17 protein-coding genes are annotated in these 15,177 nt (G+C 61.4%); 6 read left to right on the forward strand and 11 right to left on the reverse strand.

Translation table 11 applies throughout. The features are described 5' to 3' along the window. Nucleotides 1-11: 11 nt before the first annotated feature. Both ASF66_RS07585 and ASF66_RS07590 read left to right on the forward strand, forming a co-directional pair. Complete coding sequence (locus ASF66_RS07585) at nucleotides 12-1,202, forward strand: osmoprotectant NAGGN system M42 family peptidase (protein WP_056843330.1); 1,191 nt, start codon at nucleotides 12-14, stop codon at nucleotides 1,200-1,202. A gap of 111 nt (nucleotides 1,203-1,313) precedes the next feature. Next, entirely contained in the window at nucleotides 1,314-1,541 is a 228-nt protein-coding gene (locus ASF66_RS07590) for a YheU family protein (RefSeq protein ID WP_043187253.1), read from the forward strand. Between the two features lie 3 nt (nucleotides 1,542-1,544). Here ASF66_RS07590 and csrA read toward each other — a convergent pair whose 3' ends face one another. Next, nucleotides 1,545-1,742, reverse strand: coding sequence for a carbon storage regulator CsrA (csrA, locus tag ASF66_RS07595; protein ID WP_049861478.1), 198 nt, complete (start codon nucleotides 1,740-1,742; stop codon nucleotides 1,545-1,547). 226 nt (nucleotides 1,743-1,968) lie between these two features. Then, nucleotides 1,969-2,301, reverse strand: coding sequence for a YnfA family protein (locus ASF66_RS07600; protein WP_049861557.1), 333 nt, complete (start codon nucleotides 2,299-2,301; stop codon nucleotides 1,969-1,971). A 167-nt stretch (nucleotides 2,302-2,468) separates the two neighbouring features. Here ASF66_RS07600 and ASF66_RS21965 point away from each other — a divergent pair, with 167 nt between their 5' ends. Further along, the gene (locus ASF66_RS21965; RefSeq protein ID WP_090356827.1) at nucleotides 2,469-2,627 is read left to right on the forward strand and encodes a DUF3309 family protein; all 159 of its coding nucleotides are present in this window, start codon (nucleotides 2,469-2,471) and stop codon (nucleotides 2,625-2,627) included. Between the two features lie 102 nt (nucleotides 2,628-2,729). Here ASF66_RS21965 and ASF66_RS07605 read toward each other — a convergent pair whose 3' ends face one another. From ASF66_RS07605 to ASF66_RS07625, 5 genes are all read right to left on the reverse strand, one after another. Then, complete coding sequence (locus ASF66_RS07605) at nucleotides 2,730-4,388, reverse strand: cation acetate symporter (RefSeq protein ID WP_056843331.1); 1,659 nt, start codon at nucleotides 4,386-4,388, stop codon at nucleotides 2,730-2,732. Further along, nucleotides 4,385-4,696 (reverse strand): DUF485 domain-containing protein, encoded by a 312-nt coding sequence (locus tag ASF66_RS07610; protein ID WP_049861480.1) that lies wholly within the window; start codon nucleotides 4,694-4,696, stop codon nucleotides 4,385-4,387. Before ASF66_RS07610 ends, ASF66_RS07605 begins: the two co-directional genes overlap by 4 nt. 236 nt (nucleotides 4,697-4,932) lie before the next feature. Continuing rightward, nucleotides 4,933-5,787, reverse strand: a complete 855-nt coding sequence (locus tag ASF66_RS07615) for a glycine betaine ABC transporter substrate-binding protein (protein WP_049861481.1) — start codon at nucleotides 5,785-5,787, stop codon at nucleotides 4,933-4,935. Nucleotides 5,788-5,941: 154 nt separating this feature from the next. Further along, nucleotides 5,942-6,721 (reverse strand): ABC transporter permease, encoded by a 780-nt coding sequence (locus tag ASF66_RS07620; protein ID WP_049861482.1) that lies wholly within the window; start codon nucleotides 6,719-6,721, stop codon nucleotides 5,942-5,944. Next, entirely contained in the window at nucleotides 6,718-7,650 is a 933-nt protein-coding gene (locus ASF66_RS07625; RefSeq protein WP_049861483.1) for an ABC transporter ATP-binding protein, read from the reverse strand. The genes ASF66_RS07620 and ASF66_RS07625 overlap by 4 nt, the downstream gene beginning before the upstream one ends. A 386-nt stretch (nucleotides 7,651-8,036) precedes the next feature. On the opposite strand from ASF66_RS07625, the gene ASF66_RS07630 reads away from it, so the two are divergent. From ASF66_RS07630 to ASF66_RS07640, 3 genes are all read left to right on the forward strand, one after another. Beyond that, complete coding sequence (locus ASF66_RS07630) at nucleotides 8,037-10,484, forward strand: acyl-CoA dehydrogenase (protein WP_056843332.1); 2,448 nt, start codon at nucleotides 8,037-8,039, stop codon at nucleotides 10,482-10,484. A 72-nt stretch (nucleotides 10,485-10,556) separates the two neighbouring features. Beyond that, nucleotides 10,557-10,967: a PA2817 family protein gene (locus ASF66_RS07635; protein WP_056843333.1), complete on the forward strand. Its 411-nt coding sequence runs from the start codon at nucleotides 10,557-10,559 to the stop codon at nucleotides 10,965-10,967. Nucleotides 10,968-11,151: 184 nt separating this feature from the next. Beyond that, complete coding sequence (locus ASF66_RS07640) at nucleotides 11,152-12,117, forward strand: aliphatic sulfonate ABC transporter substrate-binding protein (protein WP_056843334.1); 966 nt, start codon at nucleotides 11,152-11,154, stop codon at nucleotides 12,115-12,117. A 122-nt stretch (nucleotides 12,118-12,239) separates the two neighbouring features. Here ASF66_RS07640 and ASF66_RS07645 read toward each other — a convergent pair whose 3' ends face one another. The 4 genes from ASF66_RS07645 to ASF66_RS07660 form a co-directional block, all read right to left on the reverse strand. Further along, nucleotides 12,240-12,545: an addiction module antidote protein gene (locus tag ASF66_RS07645; RefSeq protein WP_056843335.1), complete on the reverse strand. Its 306-nt coding sequence runs from the start codon at nucleotides 12,543-12,545 to the stop codon at nucleotides 12,240-12,242. Beyond that, nucleotides 12,542-12,841 (reverse strand): type II toxin-antitoxin system RelE/ParE family toxin, encoded by a 300-nt coding sequence (locus ASF66_RS07650; protein WP_056843336.1) that lies wholly within the window; start codon nucleotides 12,839-12,841, stop codon nucleotides 12,542-12,544. Before ASF66_RS07650 ends, ASF66_RS07645 begins: the two co-directional genes overlap by 4 nt. An 89-nt stretch (nucleotides 12,842-12,930) precedes the next feature. After that, nucleotides 12,931-14,070 carry an acyl-CoA dehydrogenase family protein gene (locus tag ASF66_RS07655; protein WP_056843337.1) on the reverse strand — a complete coding sequence of 380 codons (1,140 nt, stop codon included), beginning with the start codon at nucleotides 14,068-14,070 and terminating at the stop codon, nucleotides 12,931-12,933. 159 nt (nucleotides 14,071-14,229) lie between these two features. Continuing rightward, nucleotides 14,230-15,123, reverse strand: coding sequence for a LysR family transcriptional regulator (locus ASF66_RS07660; protein WP_056843338.1), 894 nt, complete (start codon nucleotides 15,121-15,123; stop codon nucleotides 14,230-14,232). Between the last annotated feature and the right edge of the window lie 54 nt (nucleotides 15,124-15,177).

A 15,177-nucleotide genomic window follows, 5' to 3' on the forward strand; every position in this document is an offset into this window, starting at 1 on the left:
CAGGAGTTTCCATGACTTCCAAAATTCCCGAACCGGATATCCAGTATCTGCAGAAAGTACTGCTGGAGATGCTTGCCATTCCCAGCCCTACCGGGTTCACCGATACCATCGTGCGCTATGTGGCCGAGCGTCTCGAAGAACTGGGCATTCCGTTCGAAATGACCCGCCGCGGCACCATTCGCGCCACGCTCAAAGGCAAGCAGAATTCGCCGGACCGCGCCGTGTCCGCCCACCTGGACACCATCGGCGCCAGCGTGCGCGCCGTGCAGGACAATGGGCGCCTCTCGCTGGCCCCGGTGGGCTGCTGGTCGAGCCGTTTCGCCGAGGGCAGCCGGGTCAGTGTATTCACCGACAACGGAGTGATCCGCGGCAGCGTGCTGCCACTGATGGCCTCCGGGCATGCCTTCAATACCGCCATCGACCAGATGCCGGTGAGCTGGGATCACGTCGAACTGCGTCTGGATGCCTATTGCGCGACCCGCGCCGATTGCGAGTCGCTGGGCGTTAATATCGGCGACTACGTGGCGTTCGATCCATTGCCCGAGTTCACTGACAGCGGCCACATCAGCGCCCGCCATCTGGATGACAAGGCGGGTGTTGCGGCGCTGCTGGCATCGCTCAAGGCGATCGTCGAAAGCGACTACGAGCCCCTGATCGACTGTCACCCGCTGTTCACCATCACCGAGGAAACCGGCTCCGGTGCGGCAGCTGCGTTGCCTTGGGACGTCAGCGAGTTCGTCGGCATCGACATCGCGCCGGTCGCCCCGGGCCAACAGTCGAGCGAGCATGCCGTCAGCGTGGCGATGATGGACTCCGGTGGTCCCTACGACTATCACCTGTCGCGGCACCTGTTGCGCCTGGCCGATGAAAACGAATTGCCCGTGCGGCGCGACTTGTTTCGCTACTACTTCAGCGACGCCCATTCCGCCGTTACCGCTGGCCATGACATTCGTACGGCACTGTTGGCGTTTGGCTGCGATGCCACGCATGGCTATGAACGTACCCACATCGACAGCCTGAGTGCGCTCAGCCGGATTCTCACGGCCTACATGCTCAGCCCGCCGGTGTTCGCCAGCGATGCCAAGCCCAACACCGGCTCGCTCGAGCGCTTCAGCCATCAACTGGAGCACGATGCGCAGATGGAGTCGGACACTCGCGTGCCCGCGGTTGAAGACGTACTGGGGCAGAAAACCAGTAGCTGAGAAGCCTGATGCGCTCGTCAATGCCCGCGCCACCCTGCCCTTGCCGTCAGGCTTCGGACACCGGGGTGCGCGGCACTGTTACACTGCGCGCCTACCCTGCGAGCACCTGACATGCTGATTCCCTACGACCATCTCGAAGCCGACACCCTGACCCGCCTGATCGAAGACTTCGTGACTCGGGACGGGACCGACAACGGCGACGAAACGCCGCTGCAGACCCGGGTCGAACGCGTGCGTCATGCGCTGGGCAAGAAACAGGCGTTCATCGTGTTCGACCCGGAAAGCCAGCAGTGCACGCTCATGCTCAAGCACGACATAGCGCCCGAGCTGTTCGACTGAGACTTACACTACAGGCACCTGCTTGGCGTGTTTGCCGTGTTTCTCCTGGATTCGTCGATAGACCTCGGCACGGTGCACCTCCACGTCCTTGGGTGCCTGAATGCCGAAGCGCACGGTGTTGCCGCGCACGTCCAATACCTTGATCCAAACGTCATCTCCGATGGAGATGAGTTCGCCCACATGTCGCGTCAATACCAGCATGGCTTTGTTCCCTCAAATGAATGCTTGTTGAGGGTGGACCCTGTTTTCGCGCACCACAAGGCAATCAGGGTAATACAGTTTAAGCCTACGAAAGTTAGTAAATTCCCTGTCAGATATTTCGTACTTACTCGCACTTACAAGGGACATGGAGTAGAAAGTTGTACCCCTCCATACACTTTCAATCATCTTGTATGGATATTTACACACTTTCAAACCTTGGGCAGGCTTAAGCCTGTTGCAATCTCGGCCCCCAGAGGATAAGGCTCGCACCCAAGACACAAAGCAGAGCGCCCATCCAGTCAAACATCTGCGGGCGCACCCTTTCGACCACTGCCAACCACCCCAGCGACGCAACGATGTAGAGGCCGCCGTAGGCCGCATAGGCACGTCCGGCATAGGCTGCTTCGACCCGGGTAAGCACCAGCGCGAAACAGGTCAGGCTCAACAGCCCGGCCACCGCCCACCACGCGCTTTTATCCAGCCGCAGCCAGAGGTAAAAGGCGTAGCAGCCGGCGATCTCGAAAAGCGCGGCCAGTAGAAACCAGCAATAGTTGAGCATCTGAGGCATCCAGCTAAATATCAGAGCGCCAGCATACGACAGCGCATCCATCGCAGAAACATTTTTTAATCTTTGGGACTTTTTATGACGCGCCACAGTCCGACCTATTAAGCAGTCGAGCGCTGCGTGGCTTTACTGACGAATCTTCTCACTGTCCACATAAGGAAATCGCCATGGGCACCATACTGATCATCGTTCTGATTCTGCTGTTGATTGGCGGATTGCCAGTATTCCCGCACTCCAGAAGTTGGGGCTACGGTCCGTCGGGTATCATCGGTACCGTACTGATCATCCTGCTGATTCTGGTATTGCTCGGCAAGATATAGCCTTGCAGGTGTGCAGGCCTTCTGGGGCAGCGCGCCAGGAATGAAAAATCCGATGCCCTTGCGGGCATCGGATTTTTTTTTGCGTGGCAATGGGTGCGGGTATCAGTGCGAGACTGCGCCGCTGGAACCCAGACCGGTCTGCGAGCGTACGAACTGCGGGTAGAACAGTGCGCGCTCTTCGTCGGCAGCTGCCGACTTGTCGGTGATCGAGAAGAACCAGATACCCACGAAGGCGATCGCCATCGAGAACAACGCTGGGTACTCGTACGGGTAGATCGGCTTGTCGTGGTGCAGGATCTGCACCCAGATGGTCGGGCCGAGGATCATTAGCGTCACCGCGCTGATCAGGCCCATCCAGCCACCGATCATGGCGCCACGGGTGGTCAGCTTCTTCCAGTACATGGAAAGCAGCAGCACCGGGAAGTTGCAGCTGGCCGCGATCGAGAATGCCAGGCCCACCATGAAGGCGATGTTCTGGCTTTCGAACGCGATACCCAGGCCGATCGCCAGGACACCGAGGCAGACAGTGGTGATCTTGGAGACGCGGATCTCGTCCTTGTCGTTGGTCTTGCCCTTCTTGATGACGCTGGCGTACAGGTCGTGGGACACCGCCGAAGCACCGGCCAGGGTCAGGCCGGCAACGACCGCCAGAATGGTGGCGAACGCTACGGCCGAAATGAAGCCCAGGAAGATGCTGCCACCCACGGCATCGGCCAAGTGCACCGCGGCCATGTTGTTACCGCCGAGCAAGGCGCCAGCGGCATCCTTGAACGCCGGATTGGTGCTGACCAGCAGGATCGCGCCGAAACCGATGATGAAGGTGAGGATGTAGAAGTAGCCGATGAAACCGGTCGCGTACAGCACCGACTTGCGGGCTTCCTTGGCATCGGACACGGTGAAGAAGCGCATGAGGATGTGCGGCAGGCCGGCAGTACCGAACATCAACGCCAGACCCAGCGAGAACGCCGAGATCGGATCCTTCACCAGCCCGCCCGGGCTCATGATGGCCTCACCCTTGGCGTGTACCCTGACCGCTTCGGAGAACAGCATGTTGAAGTCGAAGTTGACGTGCTTCATCACCATCAGGGCCATGAAGGACGCACCGGACAACAGCAGTACCGCCTTGATGATCTGCACCCAGGTGGTCGCCAGCATGCCGCCGAACAGTACGTACAGGCACATCAGGATGCCCACCAGAACCACCGCCACGGCATAGTCGAGGCCGAACAGCAGCTGGATCAGCTTGCCGGCACCGACCATCTGCGCGATCAGGTAGAACGCCACCACCACCAGCGAACCACAGGCCGACAGGGTGCGGATTTCCTTCTGCTTCAAACGATAGGACGCGACGTCGGCAAAGGTGTACTTGCCCAGATTGCGCAAGCGCTCGGCGATCAGGAACAGGATGATCGGCCAGCCCACCAGGAAGCCGATGGAGTAGATCAGGCCATCGTAGCCGGAGGTGAACACCAGCGCGGAAATGCCCAGGAAGGATGCCGCCGACATGTAGTCGCCAGCGATCGCCAGGCCGTTCTGGAAACCGGTGATCTTGCCGCCTGCCGCGTAGTAGTCCGCCGCCGACTTGTTGCGCTTGGACGCCCAGTAGGTGATGCACAGCGTGGCACCCACGAACAGTACGAACATGACGATCGCCGAGACGTTGAGGGGCTGCTTCTGCACCGCGCCGGTCAGCGCCTCGGCAGCCATCACGCTTGGGGCCAGGGCGAGTGCGCCCATTGTTGCCAATAGACGCCGCATCATTGCTTGGCCTCCTGCAGGATCAGACGATTCAGGTCGTCGAACTCGCCGTTGGCGCGCTTGACGTAGATGGCGGTCAACACGAAGGCGGAAAGGATGAGGCCGACACCGATGGGGATGCCCCAGGTGATCGACGATCCCGGACTGAGCTTGGCGCCCAGAATGTGGGGGCCATAGGCGATCAACAGGATGAAGGCCGAATACAGTCCGAGCATGATCGCCGAAAGTATCCAGGCAAACTTCTCCCTCTTTCTCACCAGCTCCTTGAAACGCGGGCTGTTTTGAATCGAGAGGTAAATGCTGTCGTTCATTGTTTTTGTCCTCGCAGCATAGATGGATAGAACGTATTCCACTTTAGGCTGCTCTGGGGCGCACTCCAGACGACCTTAGTAGTAGATCGGGGCTCGCAGACGCAAAAAGGTCGCCCTGGGGCGACCTTTCATGGTTCAACGTAGGAGCGGTCAGTGGCCGCGAAGGCTGCACCGGGGTTGACCCGATATAACGCAGTGCCTGATTCGCGGCCGATGACCGCTCCTACAGGGAGGGGTTACTTGGCGGTCCACTCGGCCACACGGTCCGGGTGCTTGGCGACCCAGTCCTTGGCGGCAGCGTCAGGCTTGGCGCCGTCCTGGATGGCCAGCATCACTTCGCCGATCTCGTCCTTGGACGACCACTGGAATTTCTTCAGGAAAGCTGCGACCTCTGGCGCCTTCTTGTCCAGACCCTTGCTGCCAATGCTGTTGACGGTTTCCGCCGCGCCGTAAACGCCCTTCGGATCTTCCAGGAAGCGGAGTTTCCACTTGGCGAACATCCAGTGCGGAACCCAGCCGGTCACGGCAATGGACTGCTGGGCGTTTTCGGCGCGCGTCAGTTCCGCAATCATGCCTGCACCCGAGCTGGCCTGCAGCTTGTAGCCGGACAGACCGTAATCCTTGATCGCCTGTTCGGTCTTGAGCATGACGCCGGCGCCGGCGTCGATACCGACGATGCGGTTCTTGAAGGTGTCGTCGGTCTTGAGGTCTTCGATGCTCTTGGCCTTGACGTATTCGGGCACGATCAGGCCGATCTTGGCATCCTTGAAGTTGGGGCCGTAGTCGACCACCTTGTCCTGGTTCTTGCTCCAGTACTCGCCATGGGTCACCGGCAGCCAGGCCGACAGCATCGCATCGAGTTTGCCGGTGGCCACGCCCTGCCACATGATGCCGGTGGCAACCGCCTGCAGCTTCACGTCATAGCCCAGCTTCTGCTTGATGACTTCGGCGGCGACATGGGTGGTGGCGACGCTGTCCGACCAACCATCGACGTAGCCGATGGTGACTTCCTTGGCGGCAGCACTGGCCCAGCTGCAGCCCATGGCCAGAACCAGAGCAGCACTGGCTCCGAGAACTTTCTTCATGCTCATTCTGCTTCCCCGATAAGGCTGCGCGCGACGAATGCCGCACGGCAAATGTTGGCGTACTGATCATCGACTTCACGCGCCGATGATCATGCTCCACCTACGACCTTGAACCGTCGAGAAACGACATGGCCGGGCCTTGCGGTCCGGCCGGGGGAACTCAGCTGCGCATGCCACGGCCGCTGACCAGCAGCTTCACGCAGGCGAAGTACAGCACCACCGTGGCCACCAGCATGAACGCCACCGCTACGCCGATGCTGATATCCGAAACGCCGAGGATACCGTAACGGAAAGCGTTGACCATGTGCAGCACCGGGTTGGCTAGCGACACCGTCTGCCAGAACGGCGGCAGCAGGCTGATGGAATAGAACACCCCGCCCAGGTAGGTCAACGGCGTGAGCACGAAGGTCGGCACGATGGAGATGTCATCGAAGTTGCGCGCGAACACCGCGTTGATGAAGCCGAGCATGGAGAAAATCGTGGCCGTCAGCAGCACCACCAGCACGGTGATACCCAAGTGATGCACCTGCAGATCGGTGAAGAACAGCGACAGCACGGTGACGATGATCCCCACCATCAGGCCGCGCAGCACACCGCCCGCCACATAGCCCACCAGAATGGTGTGCGGCGACAGCGGTGACACCATTAGCTCCTCGATGGAGCGCTGGAACTTGGCGCCGAAGAAGCTGGAAACCACGTTGCCGTAGGAGTTGGTGATCACCGACATCATGATCAGCCCCGGCACGATGTACTCCATGTAGCTGAAGCCACCCATGCCACCGATCTGCTTGCCGATCAGGTTGCCGAAGATGACGAAGTACAGCACCATCGTGATGGCCGGGGGCAGCAGCGTCTGCGGCCAGATCCGCGTGAAGCGGCGCACTTCACGATAGATGATCGTCTGCAGGGCGACCATGTTGGCCTGAAATTCGGAACTCATACCGCAACCTTCCTCAGATTCTTCTCCACCAGGGACACGAACAGCTCCTCCAGGCGATTGGTCTTGTTGCGCAGGCTCAGCACCGGAATGTTCAGCAATGCCAACTGGCCGAACAGCGAAGTGATACCGATCTCCTTGTCGACCTGCACTTCCAGGGTCTGCGGATTGACCAGCGTGCAGGGATAGCCCTGCAACTGCGGCGCAGCCTTGAGCGGTTGCCCCAGATCGAGCAGGAAGGTCTCCACGTGCAGAGTGCCGAGCAGATCGCGCATGCTGGTGTTCTGGACGATGGTGCCGTGGTCGATGATGCCGATGTTGCGGCACAGCTGTTCGGCTTCTTCCAGGTAATGGGTGGTAAGGATGATGGTGATGCCTTTCTCGTTGAGCTCGGTGAGAAAGCTCCACATCGAGCGACGCAGTTCGATGTCCACGCCCGCGGTGGGCTCGTCGAGAATCAGCAGGCGCGGCTCGTGGATCAGCGCCCGCGCGATCATCAGGCGGCGCTTCATGCCACCGGACAACGATCGCGACGGCGTATCGCGCTTGTCCCATAGCCCCAGTTGGGTCAGGTACTGCTCGGCGCGCTCCTTGGCGACCTTGGCTGGAATGCCGTAGTAGCCCGCCTGGGTCACGACGATGTCGAAGGTCTTCTCGAACTGGTTGAAGTTGAACTCCTGGGGCACCACGCCGATGCTGCGCTTGAGCGCGGCCGGCTGGCGGTCCAGGTCGTTACCGAAGATGTTGACCGTACCGCTGGTCTTGTTGACCAGGGTGGAAAGGATGCCGATGGTGGTCGATTTACCGGCGCCGTTGGGGCCCAGCAGTGCGAAGAAGTCGCCTTCCGCTACGTCGAGATCGATGCCACTGAGGGCCTGAAACCCGTTGCCGTAGGTTTTGGTCAACTGTCGAATGGACAGAGCAGAACTCATAAGGGGTCTATACGCCGTGTTGAGAATGGTGATGAATTGAGGGCGACTGCGATGATTTGCAACCAGATGTGTGTGAACGGACGCCATGATGGGTGCCGTCTACGCTGTCGTAAAGTGACCGTTGTCGATAGTGGACATCAGTCTCACGCGTGCCGCGTCTGGGTATTCACATAGGGCCACAACCGCTGGCGAACGTTCCGGGCAACTGCCCACCGCCACGCGCTGTGCGAACTCCCCTACCCCGCAATGGTCACTATCCAGGCAAGACCTGGATCTGTCCCACACCGAAGCTACGTGCCTGGCCACCGTTTTTTTCCGTGTGCCGTCGTTCTCTCGACGGCGTCCGCAGGTGGTTCGTCCCACCTGGCTTTCACGGAGAAAACACTATGCTGTTGTTGTGGATCGTCGCCCTTGTGGTCGGCATCGCCTGGCTGGCTCACCGCCGCATTCCCGCGTTGCCTGCCATGGGCATCGTCGCCGTCTTCCTGCTGGTCATGGGCGCGGCCAGTCGCGCGCCAGGCTGGCTGCTGGCGGTGTTCTGGCTGCTGCTGATTGCCAGTGCCCTGCCCCTCCTGCTGCCAGAGGCGCGCCGCAAGTGGTTCACCGCGCCCTTGTTCCGCTGGTTCAAGAAGACCCTGCCGCCGATGTCCGACACCGAGCGCGACGCCATCGACGCTGGCACGGTCTGGTGGGATGGCGAATTGTTCAGCGGCCGACCTGACTGGAATACGTTGCTGGCCTACCCCAAGGTCCAGCTGAGTGCAGAAGAACAGGCGTTTATCGACGGCCCCACCGAGCAGCTCTGCGCCATGGTCAGCGACTGGCAGATCGGCCAGGACATGGACCTTCCGCCAGCGGCCTGGACGCATATCAAAGAACACGGCTTCTTCGCCCTGATCATTCCCAAGGAATATGGCGGTAAAGGCTTTTCGGCTTATGCCCACTCCCAGGTGGCGATGAAACTGGCCACCCGCAGCGGCGACCTGGCTTCCACGGTCATGGTGCCGAACTCCCTGGGCCCTGCCGAACTGCTGCTGCACTACGGCACGGACGAGCAACGCAACCACTATTTGCCACGTTTGGCCCGTGGCGACGACATTCCTTGCTTCGCCCTGACCGGCCCCCTGGCCGGTTCGGATGCGGGGGCGATGCCCGACGTCGGCGTCATCTGCAAAGGCCAGTGGCAAGGCGAAGAAGTCATCGGCATCTGCCTGACCTGGGAAAAGCGCTACATCACACTCGGCCCCGTCGCCACATTGCTCGGCTTGGCCTTCAAGGCCCACGACCCGGAGCGCCTGCTGGGTGACAAGGAAAACCTGGGCATCAGCCTGGCGCTGATTCCGACCGATACGCCCGGCGTCGAGATCGGTCGTCGCCACTTGCCCTTGGGCGCCGCGTTCATGAACGGGCCGAACTCGGGCAAGGACGTGTTCATCCCACTCGACTACCTGATCGGCGGCCAACCCATGCTGGGCAAGGGCTGGATGATGCTCATGAACTGCCTGTCGGTGGGCCGTTCGATCTCGTTGCCAGCGGTCGGTACCGGGGCGGCCAAGTACACCAGCCTGGTGACCGGTCAGTACGCCCAGGTGCGCGAGCAGTTCAACGTACCGCTGGCGGCCTTCGAAGGCATTCAGGAATCTCTGGCACGTATCGGTGGCAACGCCTGGCTGATGGACAGCGCGCGTATGTTGACGGCCAACGCCGTGGACCTGGGAGAAAAGCCCTCGGTGCTGTCGGCCATTCTCAAGTACCACCTCACCGAGCGCGGACGCGACTGCATCACCCACGCCATGGACGTCCACGGCGGCAAGGGCATCATCATGGGGCCCAACAACTACCTGGGTCGCAACTGGCAAGGCGCACCGATCTTCATCACCGTGGAAGGGGCAAACATTCTCTCGCGCAACCTGATGATCTTCGGTCAAGGCGCCATCCGCTGCCATCCGTTCGTGCTCAAGGAAATGGCCCTGGCCGCACGCGAAGACCAACACCAGGCGCTGCTGGAATTCGATGCCCTGCTGCTCAAGCACATTGGTTTTGCGGTGAGCAACGCGGCCAGCACCTTCATTCTCAACCTGGGGTTCGGGCATTTCGAACAGGCGCCGGGTGACCGCCTGGCCCAAGGCTATTTCCGGGCTCTGAACCGGCAGGCTGCCGCCTTCGCTCTGCTGGCGGACTTGAGCATGATGCTGCTCGGTGGCGAATTGAAACGTCGTGAACGCCTCTCGGCGCGGCTGGGCGATGTGCTGAGCTACCTGTACCTGAGTTCGGCGGCGCTCAAGCGTTATCACGACCAGAACTCGCCCGAATACTTGGAGCCACTGCTGCGCTGGGCCATGGAAGAAAGCCTGGGCAAGGCCGAACACGCACTGGACGCCATTCTGAAGAACTTCCCCAGCAAGCTGCTCGGTTGCCTGTTGCGCGGCGTGGTGTTCCCGTTCGGTCGCCGTCACACTGGCCCGTCCGACAAGCTGGAAGCCGAAGTGGCCGCGATCACCGGTCGCCACAAGGGCGACCCGGCACTGGAAGAGCTGCTGGCCGGCTGTTACCGCCCACAAGGCGCGGACGATCCGGTCGGCGCCCTGCAGGTCGCCTTCGACCTGCTGCGTGACAGCCAGCCGTTGCACAAGAAGCTGCAACACGCCTACAAGGCACGCCAGTTCAGCGCCACGCCCGGGCAATCGCTGATCGATGCGGCGCTCGAGGCTGGTGTCCTGCAACCGGCTGAGGCGCAGACGTTGCAACAGGCCGAAGCGGCGCGACGCAAAGTGATCGACGTCGACGACTTCAGCAAGGATGAACTGTTGCCCACCGCCGGCAAGGTCCGCTGAGGATCTGCAATAAGACAGCGGGCGCGTGGAGCTTTATACTCCCGCGCCCGTTTCGCTCTAGAGGACCCCACCATGGTCACTGCCCATCTCGAACACCACCTCGTCCTGCTGGACCACTTGCGCGGCATCCTCGTGGCGCTGGGCGAGGCGGAGCAGGTACCCGAGGAAAGCCACGCGTTGTTCCTCGAACGCTTCGATGAACTGCGCGCGCAGCTGCCGGTCGACCCCGTGGAAAGCCAGTACCTGGGCCAGGACATCCTGTGTCAGGTGATCACCCGCTACCCGCAGATCGCCCACCTGGTGCCACGTGACCTGCTGTGGTTCTTCGCCGGTGACTGCCTGCACTACATGCCCGACGAAGAGATCGAGCTGTATCAAGCACTGGAAGAACGCCGCTTCGAGGCCGAGGAGAACGACGAGCCGTTCGATTGGAATCAGGAGAAGCAATTGATGGCCATGTCGGGTCCGCAAAGCCACCATTGACCGTGCTTCACTTCGCCGTCGCAATGACGGCGAAGTGCTGTCTGCATAAGCTGATAACCAAACGCCATTACCCTCCCCCCTGTCGTTCTTCTATAGTCGCCTCACCGGATCACCGGGCATGCCCTCCCCTGTTCTCTTCGAGCCGACCGCGCCAAGCGGATGCGTCGAAGACGAGACTTACATCATGTCCACCCTCTTCACCCCACGACACCTGCTCGCCGCAAGCCTCAGCGTTGCGCTGGGCTTGTCTTTCAGCGTCGCGGCCCACGCCGAAACGCAGCTGCGCATCGGCTACCAGAAATCATCGACCCTGATGGTGCTGCTCAAGCAGCAAGGCACGTTGGAGAAACAACTGGCTGATCAAGGCGTGCGCGTCAGTTGGCATGAATTCGCTAGCGGCCAACCGCTGCTCGAAGCGCTCAACGTTGGCAACGTCGACCTGTCCGCCGACGTCGCCGATACGGTGCCGGTGTTCGCTCAGGCCGCCGGGGGCAAGCTCACTTACTACGCATCCGAGTCGGCCTCGCCGCAGGCCCAGGCGATCCTGGTTCGAAAGGACTCGCCACTCAAGGCACTGACCGATCTCAAAGGCCATACCGTGGCGGTCACCAAGGCGGCCGGGGCGCACTACCTGCTGCTGGCCGCCTTGCGCAAAGCCGATCTGAAGTTCAGCGATATCCAGCCCGCCTATCTGACCATCGCCGACGGCCGGGCCGCCTTCGAAAACCAGAAAGTGGATGCCTGGGTGGCGTGGGAACCCTTCCTCAGCGCCGCGCAGCAGCACCAACCCACGCGCGTGCTGGCCGGCAGCGAAGGCCTGGCGGCGTACAAGCGTTATTACCTGGCCGGCACACCCTACGCCCAGGCCAACCCGGCCATTCTGAAAACCGTATTCGATGATCTGGCCGAAACCGGCAAATGGGTCAAGTCGCACCCTGCCGAAGCGGCCGCGATACTGGGTCCATTATGGGGCAACCTGGACCCGGCCGTGGTACAGCAAGCCAACGCCCGCCGCAGCTACGACGTGCAGCCGGTCACCCGCGAAGGGCTGGCCGAGCAGCAGAAGATCGCCGACGCCTTCCACGACGAGAAACTGATTCCCAAGCGGATCGACGCGGTGAACGTGGAGGTGTGGGCGCCGGGCAGTTAGCGGTTTATGTCCGGAAGGGTTCCAAGTCAACGACCTCTATTCGAGCCCCTGGCCACCGTGCTAGATCCGACTGTTCGACGGGCCGTGTCGCATGGCCGGCGCTCTGCCCGCCTGAAATTGCTTCAGCCGGGCGTTTCTGATTGCACATGCGCTCTGGCAGTCAAATCGACTCCCAGCGCCCGCATCACTGTCAGCATGGTTTTCAGTGTGGGGTTTCCACGTTCACTGAAAGATTTGTAAAGCTGTTCTCTGGCCAGCCCTGTTTCCTTTGCCAGTTCGGTCATTCCTTTCGCACGAGCAACAACACCCATGGCCTTGGCTATGTAGGCAGCATCTCCAGTGTCGAAGGCGTCTGCCATGAATACCGCTATCGCCTCTGGGCCGTCGAGCGCCTGTGCGGGATCGTAGTCATAGATTGGCTCGCTCATTGTGGCCTCCACTCATTCGCCAGGCGTTTTGCAGTCTCAATGTCTTTTGTCTGACTGCTCTTGTCTCCACCACATAGCAGGATGACGATTTCATTCCCGCGCTGCTGGAAATAAATCCGATACCCTGGGCCATAGTGAATTCGTAGCTCGCTGACTCCCTGGCCGACGGGTGAAACGTCGCCGGGCAGACCATTTGCCAACCTGAAGATACGAGCGGCAATTGCAGCTTTTGCTCGCTGATCTTTCAGCTTGCTCTCCCAGGTCATGTAAGTGGCAGTTTGCTTGATTTCAATCATAGCTGGATTGTATTTTATAAATCACGGCTAAACAACCGGATCTACCAGGGCGCCAGTGGATGAGTCATTCCTCGTAGACTCGTGCCCCCTTACCTTCTCTCTTCAAACGCCAACAGCGCCTGCCGCCCGATGGCAACCAGTGCACTGTCATCCTGAGGCGTATGGATGCGTGCGCAGAGCACGTTGCGGTAGTGCCGCTCCAGCGCGTTGCGGCGGTCCAGCGCGGGGTTGCCGCCGGCTTCGATGGCCAGGGTCACGGCGCGGATGGCCTGGTTGCAGACCAGGTACTTGATGGCCGGCAAGCGTTCGGCGGGCAGGCGGCCTTCGGCGGACGATTGCAGCAGCGCCTGGTTGGCCAGCAGCAGGCTGTCGATCTCGCCGACCCGCTCCTGAAAGCGCGGCAACGTCGCCAGGGCCGCGCCGAGGTTGGCCGGCACACGATGCTGCAACCAGTCGATGAACGAGTCCCGCGCGGCCTGGGCGACACCGTCGTAGACGCTGGACATCAGCACCGCCATCCAGCGCAGGCCTTCGGCATCGAGCTCCGGCTGCGGAGCGCTGGCCGGGCTCACGCTGACCGCTTGGTCGAGGGGCACCAGCACGTCGTCGAAGACCACGTCGTGGCTGCAGGTGGCGCGCATGCCCAGGTGGTCCCAGGTGTCTTCGACGCTGACGCCGGGCGTGTCCCTGCGCACCAGCCATGAGCCGACCAGCGGATCATCGTCGTCACTGCGCGCCCACACCAGCAGCCAGGTCAGGCCATGGCTGCCCGTGGAGTAGATCTTGCGCCCACTGAGTCGCCAGCCCTCGGTGGTCCGTCGCGCCACGGTGTTGGGCACACCGCCGCGCGCCGGGGTGCCGAGTTCGGGCTCGACCCGCAGGGCATTGATCAATGCTCCGGTTTCCACGGCCTCCAGAGCCAGGCGTTGCTGCCAGGCCTTGGGCCAGCGCTCGCTTTGATGCAGGCGAGCCTGCTGCAGATACTGCATGACCAGAATCAACGCCGTGGCCGGCTCGCCCTTGGCGACGGCCGCCACCACTTGCTGCGCCGTGGCCAGGTCGGCCCCACCGCCGCCATAGGCGGTGGGCACGGTCAGGGCGAGCAGGCCCAGGCTGTGCAGGTGCTCGATGTTGTCATGGGGAAACTCGCCGCTGCGGTCGTAGCGCTCGGCGTGCAGGGCCATTCGCTGAGTCAGCGCGGCAAGGGCGATGGGGTCGAGTGGGGTCATGGGAAAACTCTGTCGCGCCGTTTAGTAACGGCAGGCCGGCGGCAGCGCGACTCACCGCCGCGCGGCCGTTGATTTGCGCCCATCTAACCATCCGTCGTGACATGAGTAAAATTCAATTTAGTCATATCCTAATATGCGAAAACCGAGCAATGACTGTCGTCAGTCCGTGTTCATGCCGTGGGCCACGGTTTCCCCGAACACACGAATCGCACCCTGCAGATTGCCGACGAAGGCGGCGTGCACCAGCCACAGGTCGACCATGGGTTTGAAATCCGAGATCTGCAGCACCTGCAGTTGATCGCGGTGTCGGCTGTGCTGCAACAGCGGTGCCGGGACTAGCCCCAGGCCCATGCCGCTGGCCGCCAGACCCAGCTGCAGGTCGGTACCGAAAATCTCCAGATTGAGTTTCAGGCTCAGGCCCTGCTCGGCCAAGGCGTGCGAAAGGCCAGCACGAAAGCCGCAGCCATCAGGGTTCAAAACCCATCCGGTACTCTGGCAATCGGCGAGCTTGCACCGTTTACCGAGGTCCAGGCCCTTGGCGCCGACCACCAGCAGCGGCATGCGCGCCAGGGAGTGACCCACCACGCCCTCGGGAAACACCTTGCCGGCCGGGAACAGCGCCGCAGCGGCGTCCAGCTCCCGGTGCTGAATGCGCTGGACCAACTGGCCACCCCAACCGTGTGCGACCTGCACCTGCAGATCCGCGAAGCGCTGCTTCAAGGCTTGCAGGGCATCGAGCAGCACCGCGTCGCCCACGGTCTGCGGCACGCCGAGGCGCAGGGTGCCGGAAGGCGCTGCATCTTCGGCCACCAACTCATGCAACGAATCGATCTCGCGCATCACGCCCTGGCAGCGTTCGTACACACGCAGGCCAATGGCTGTGGGTTTCATGGGCTTGGTGTGGCGATCGAGCAGGATCGCCCCCAGTGACTCTTCGAGACTCTGCAGACGCCGGGTGATGGCGGACTGGGTCAATTGCAGGGATTCGGCGGCAACGCTCAACGATTGCAATCGCACGACCGCCAGAAACGCTTGGATGTCATCTATCTTCATTCGCTTTTCGCATATTAGCTTATGAACAAATTGAATTTCGGGAAGCTTACCCCC

The sequence above is a fragment of the Pseudomonas sp. Leaf129 genome, assembly GCF_001423465.1.
Classification (GTDB): Bacteria; Pseudomonadota; Gammaproteobacteria; order Pseudomonadales; family Pseudomonadaceae; genus Aquipseudomonas; species Aquipseudomonas coleopterorum.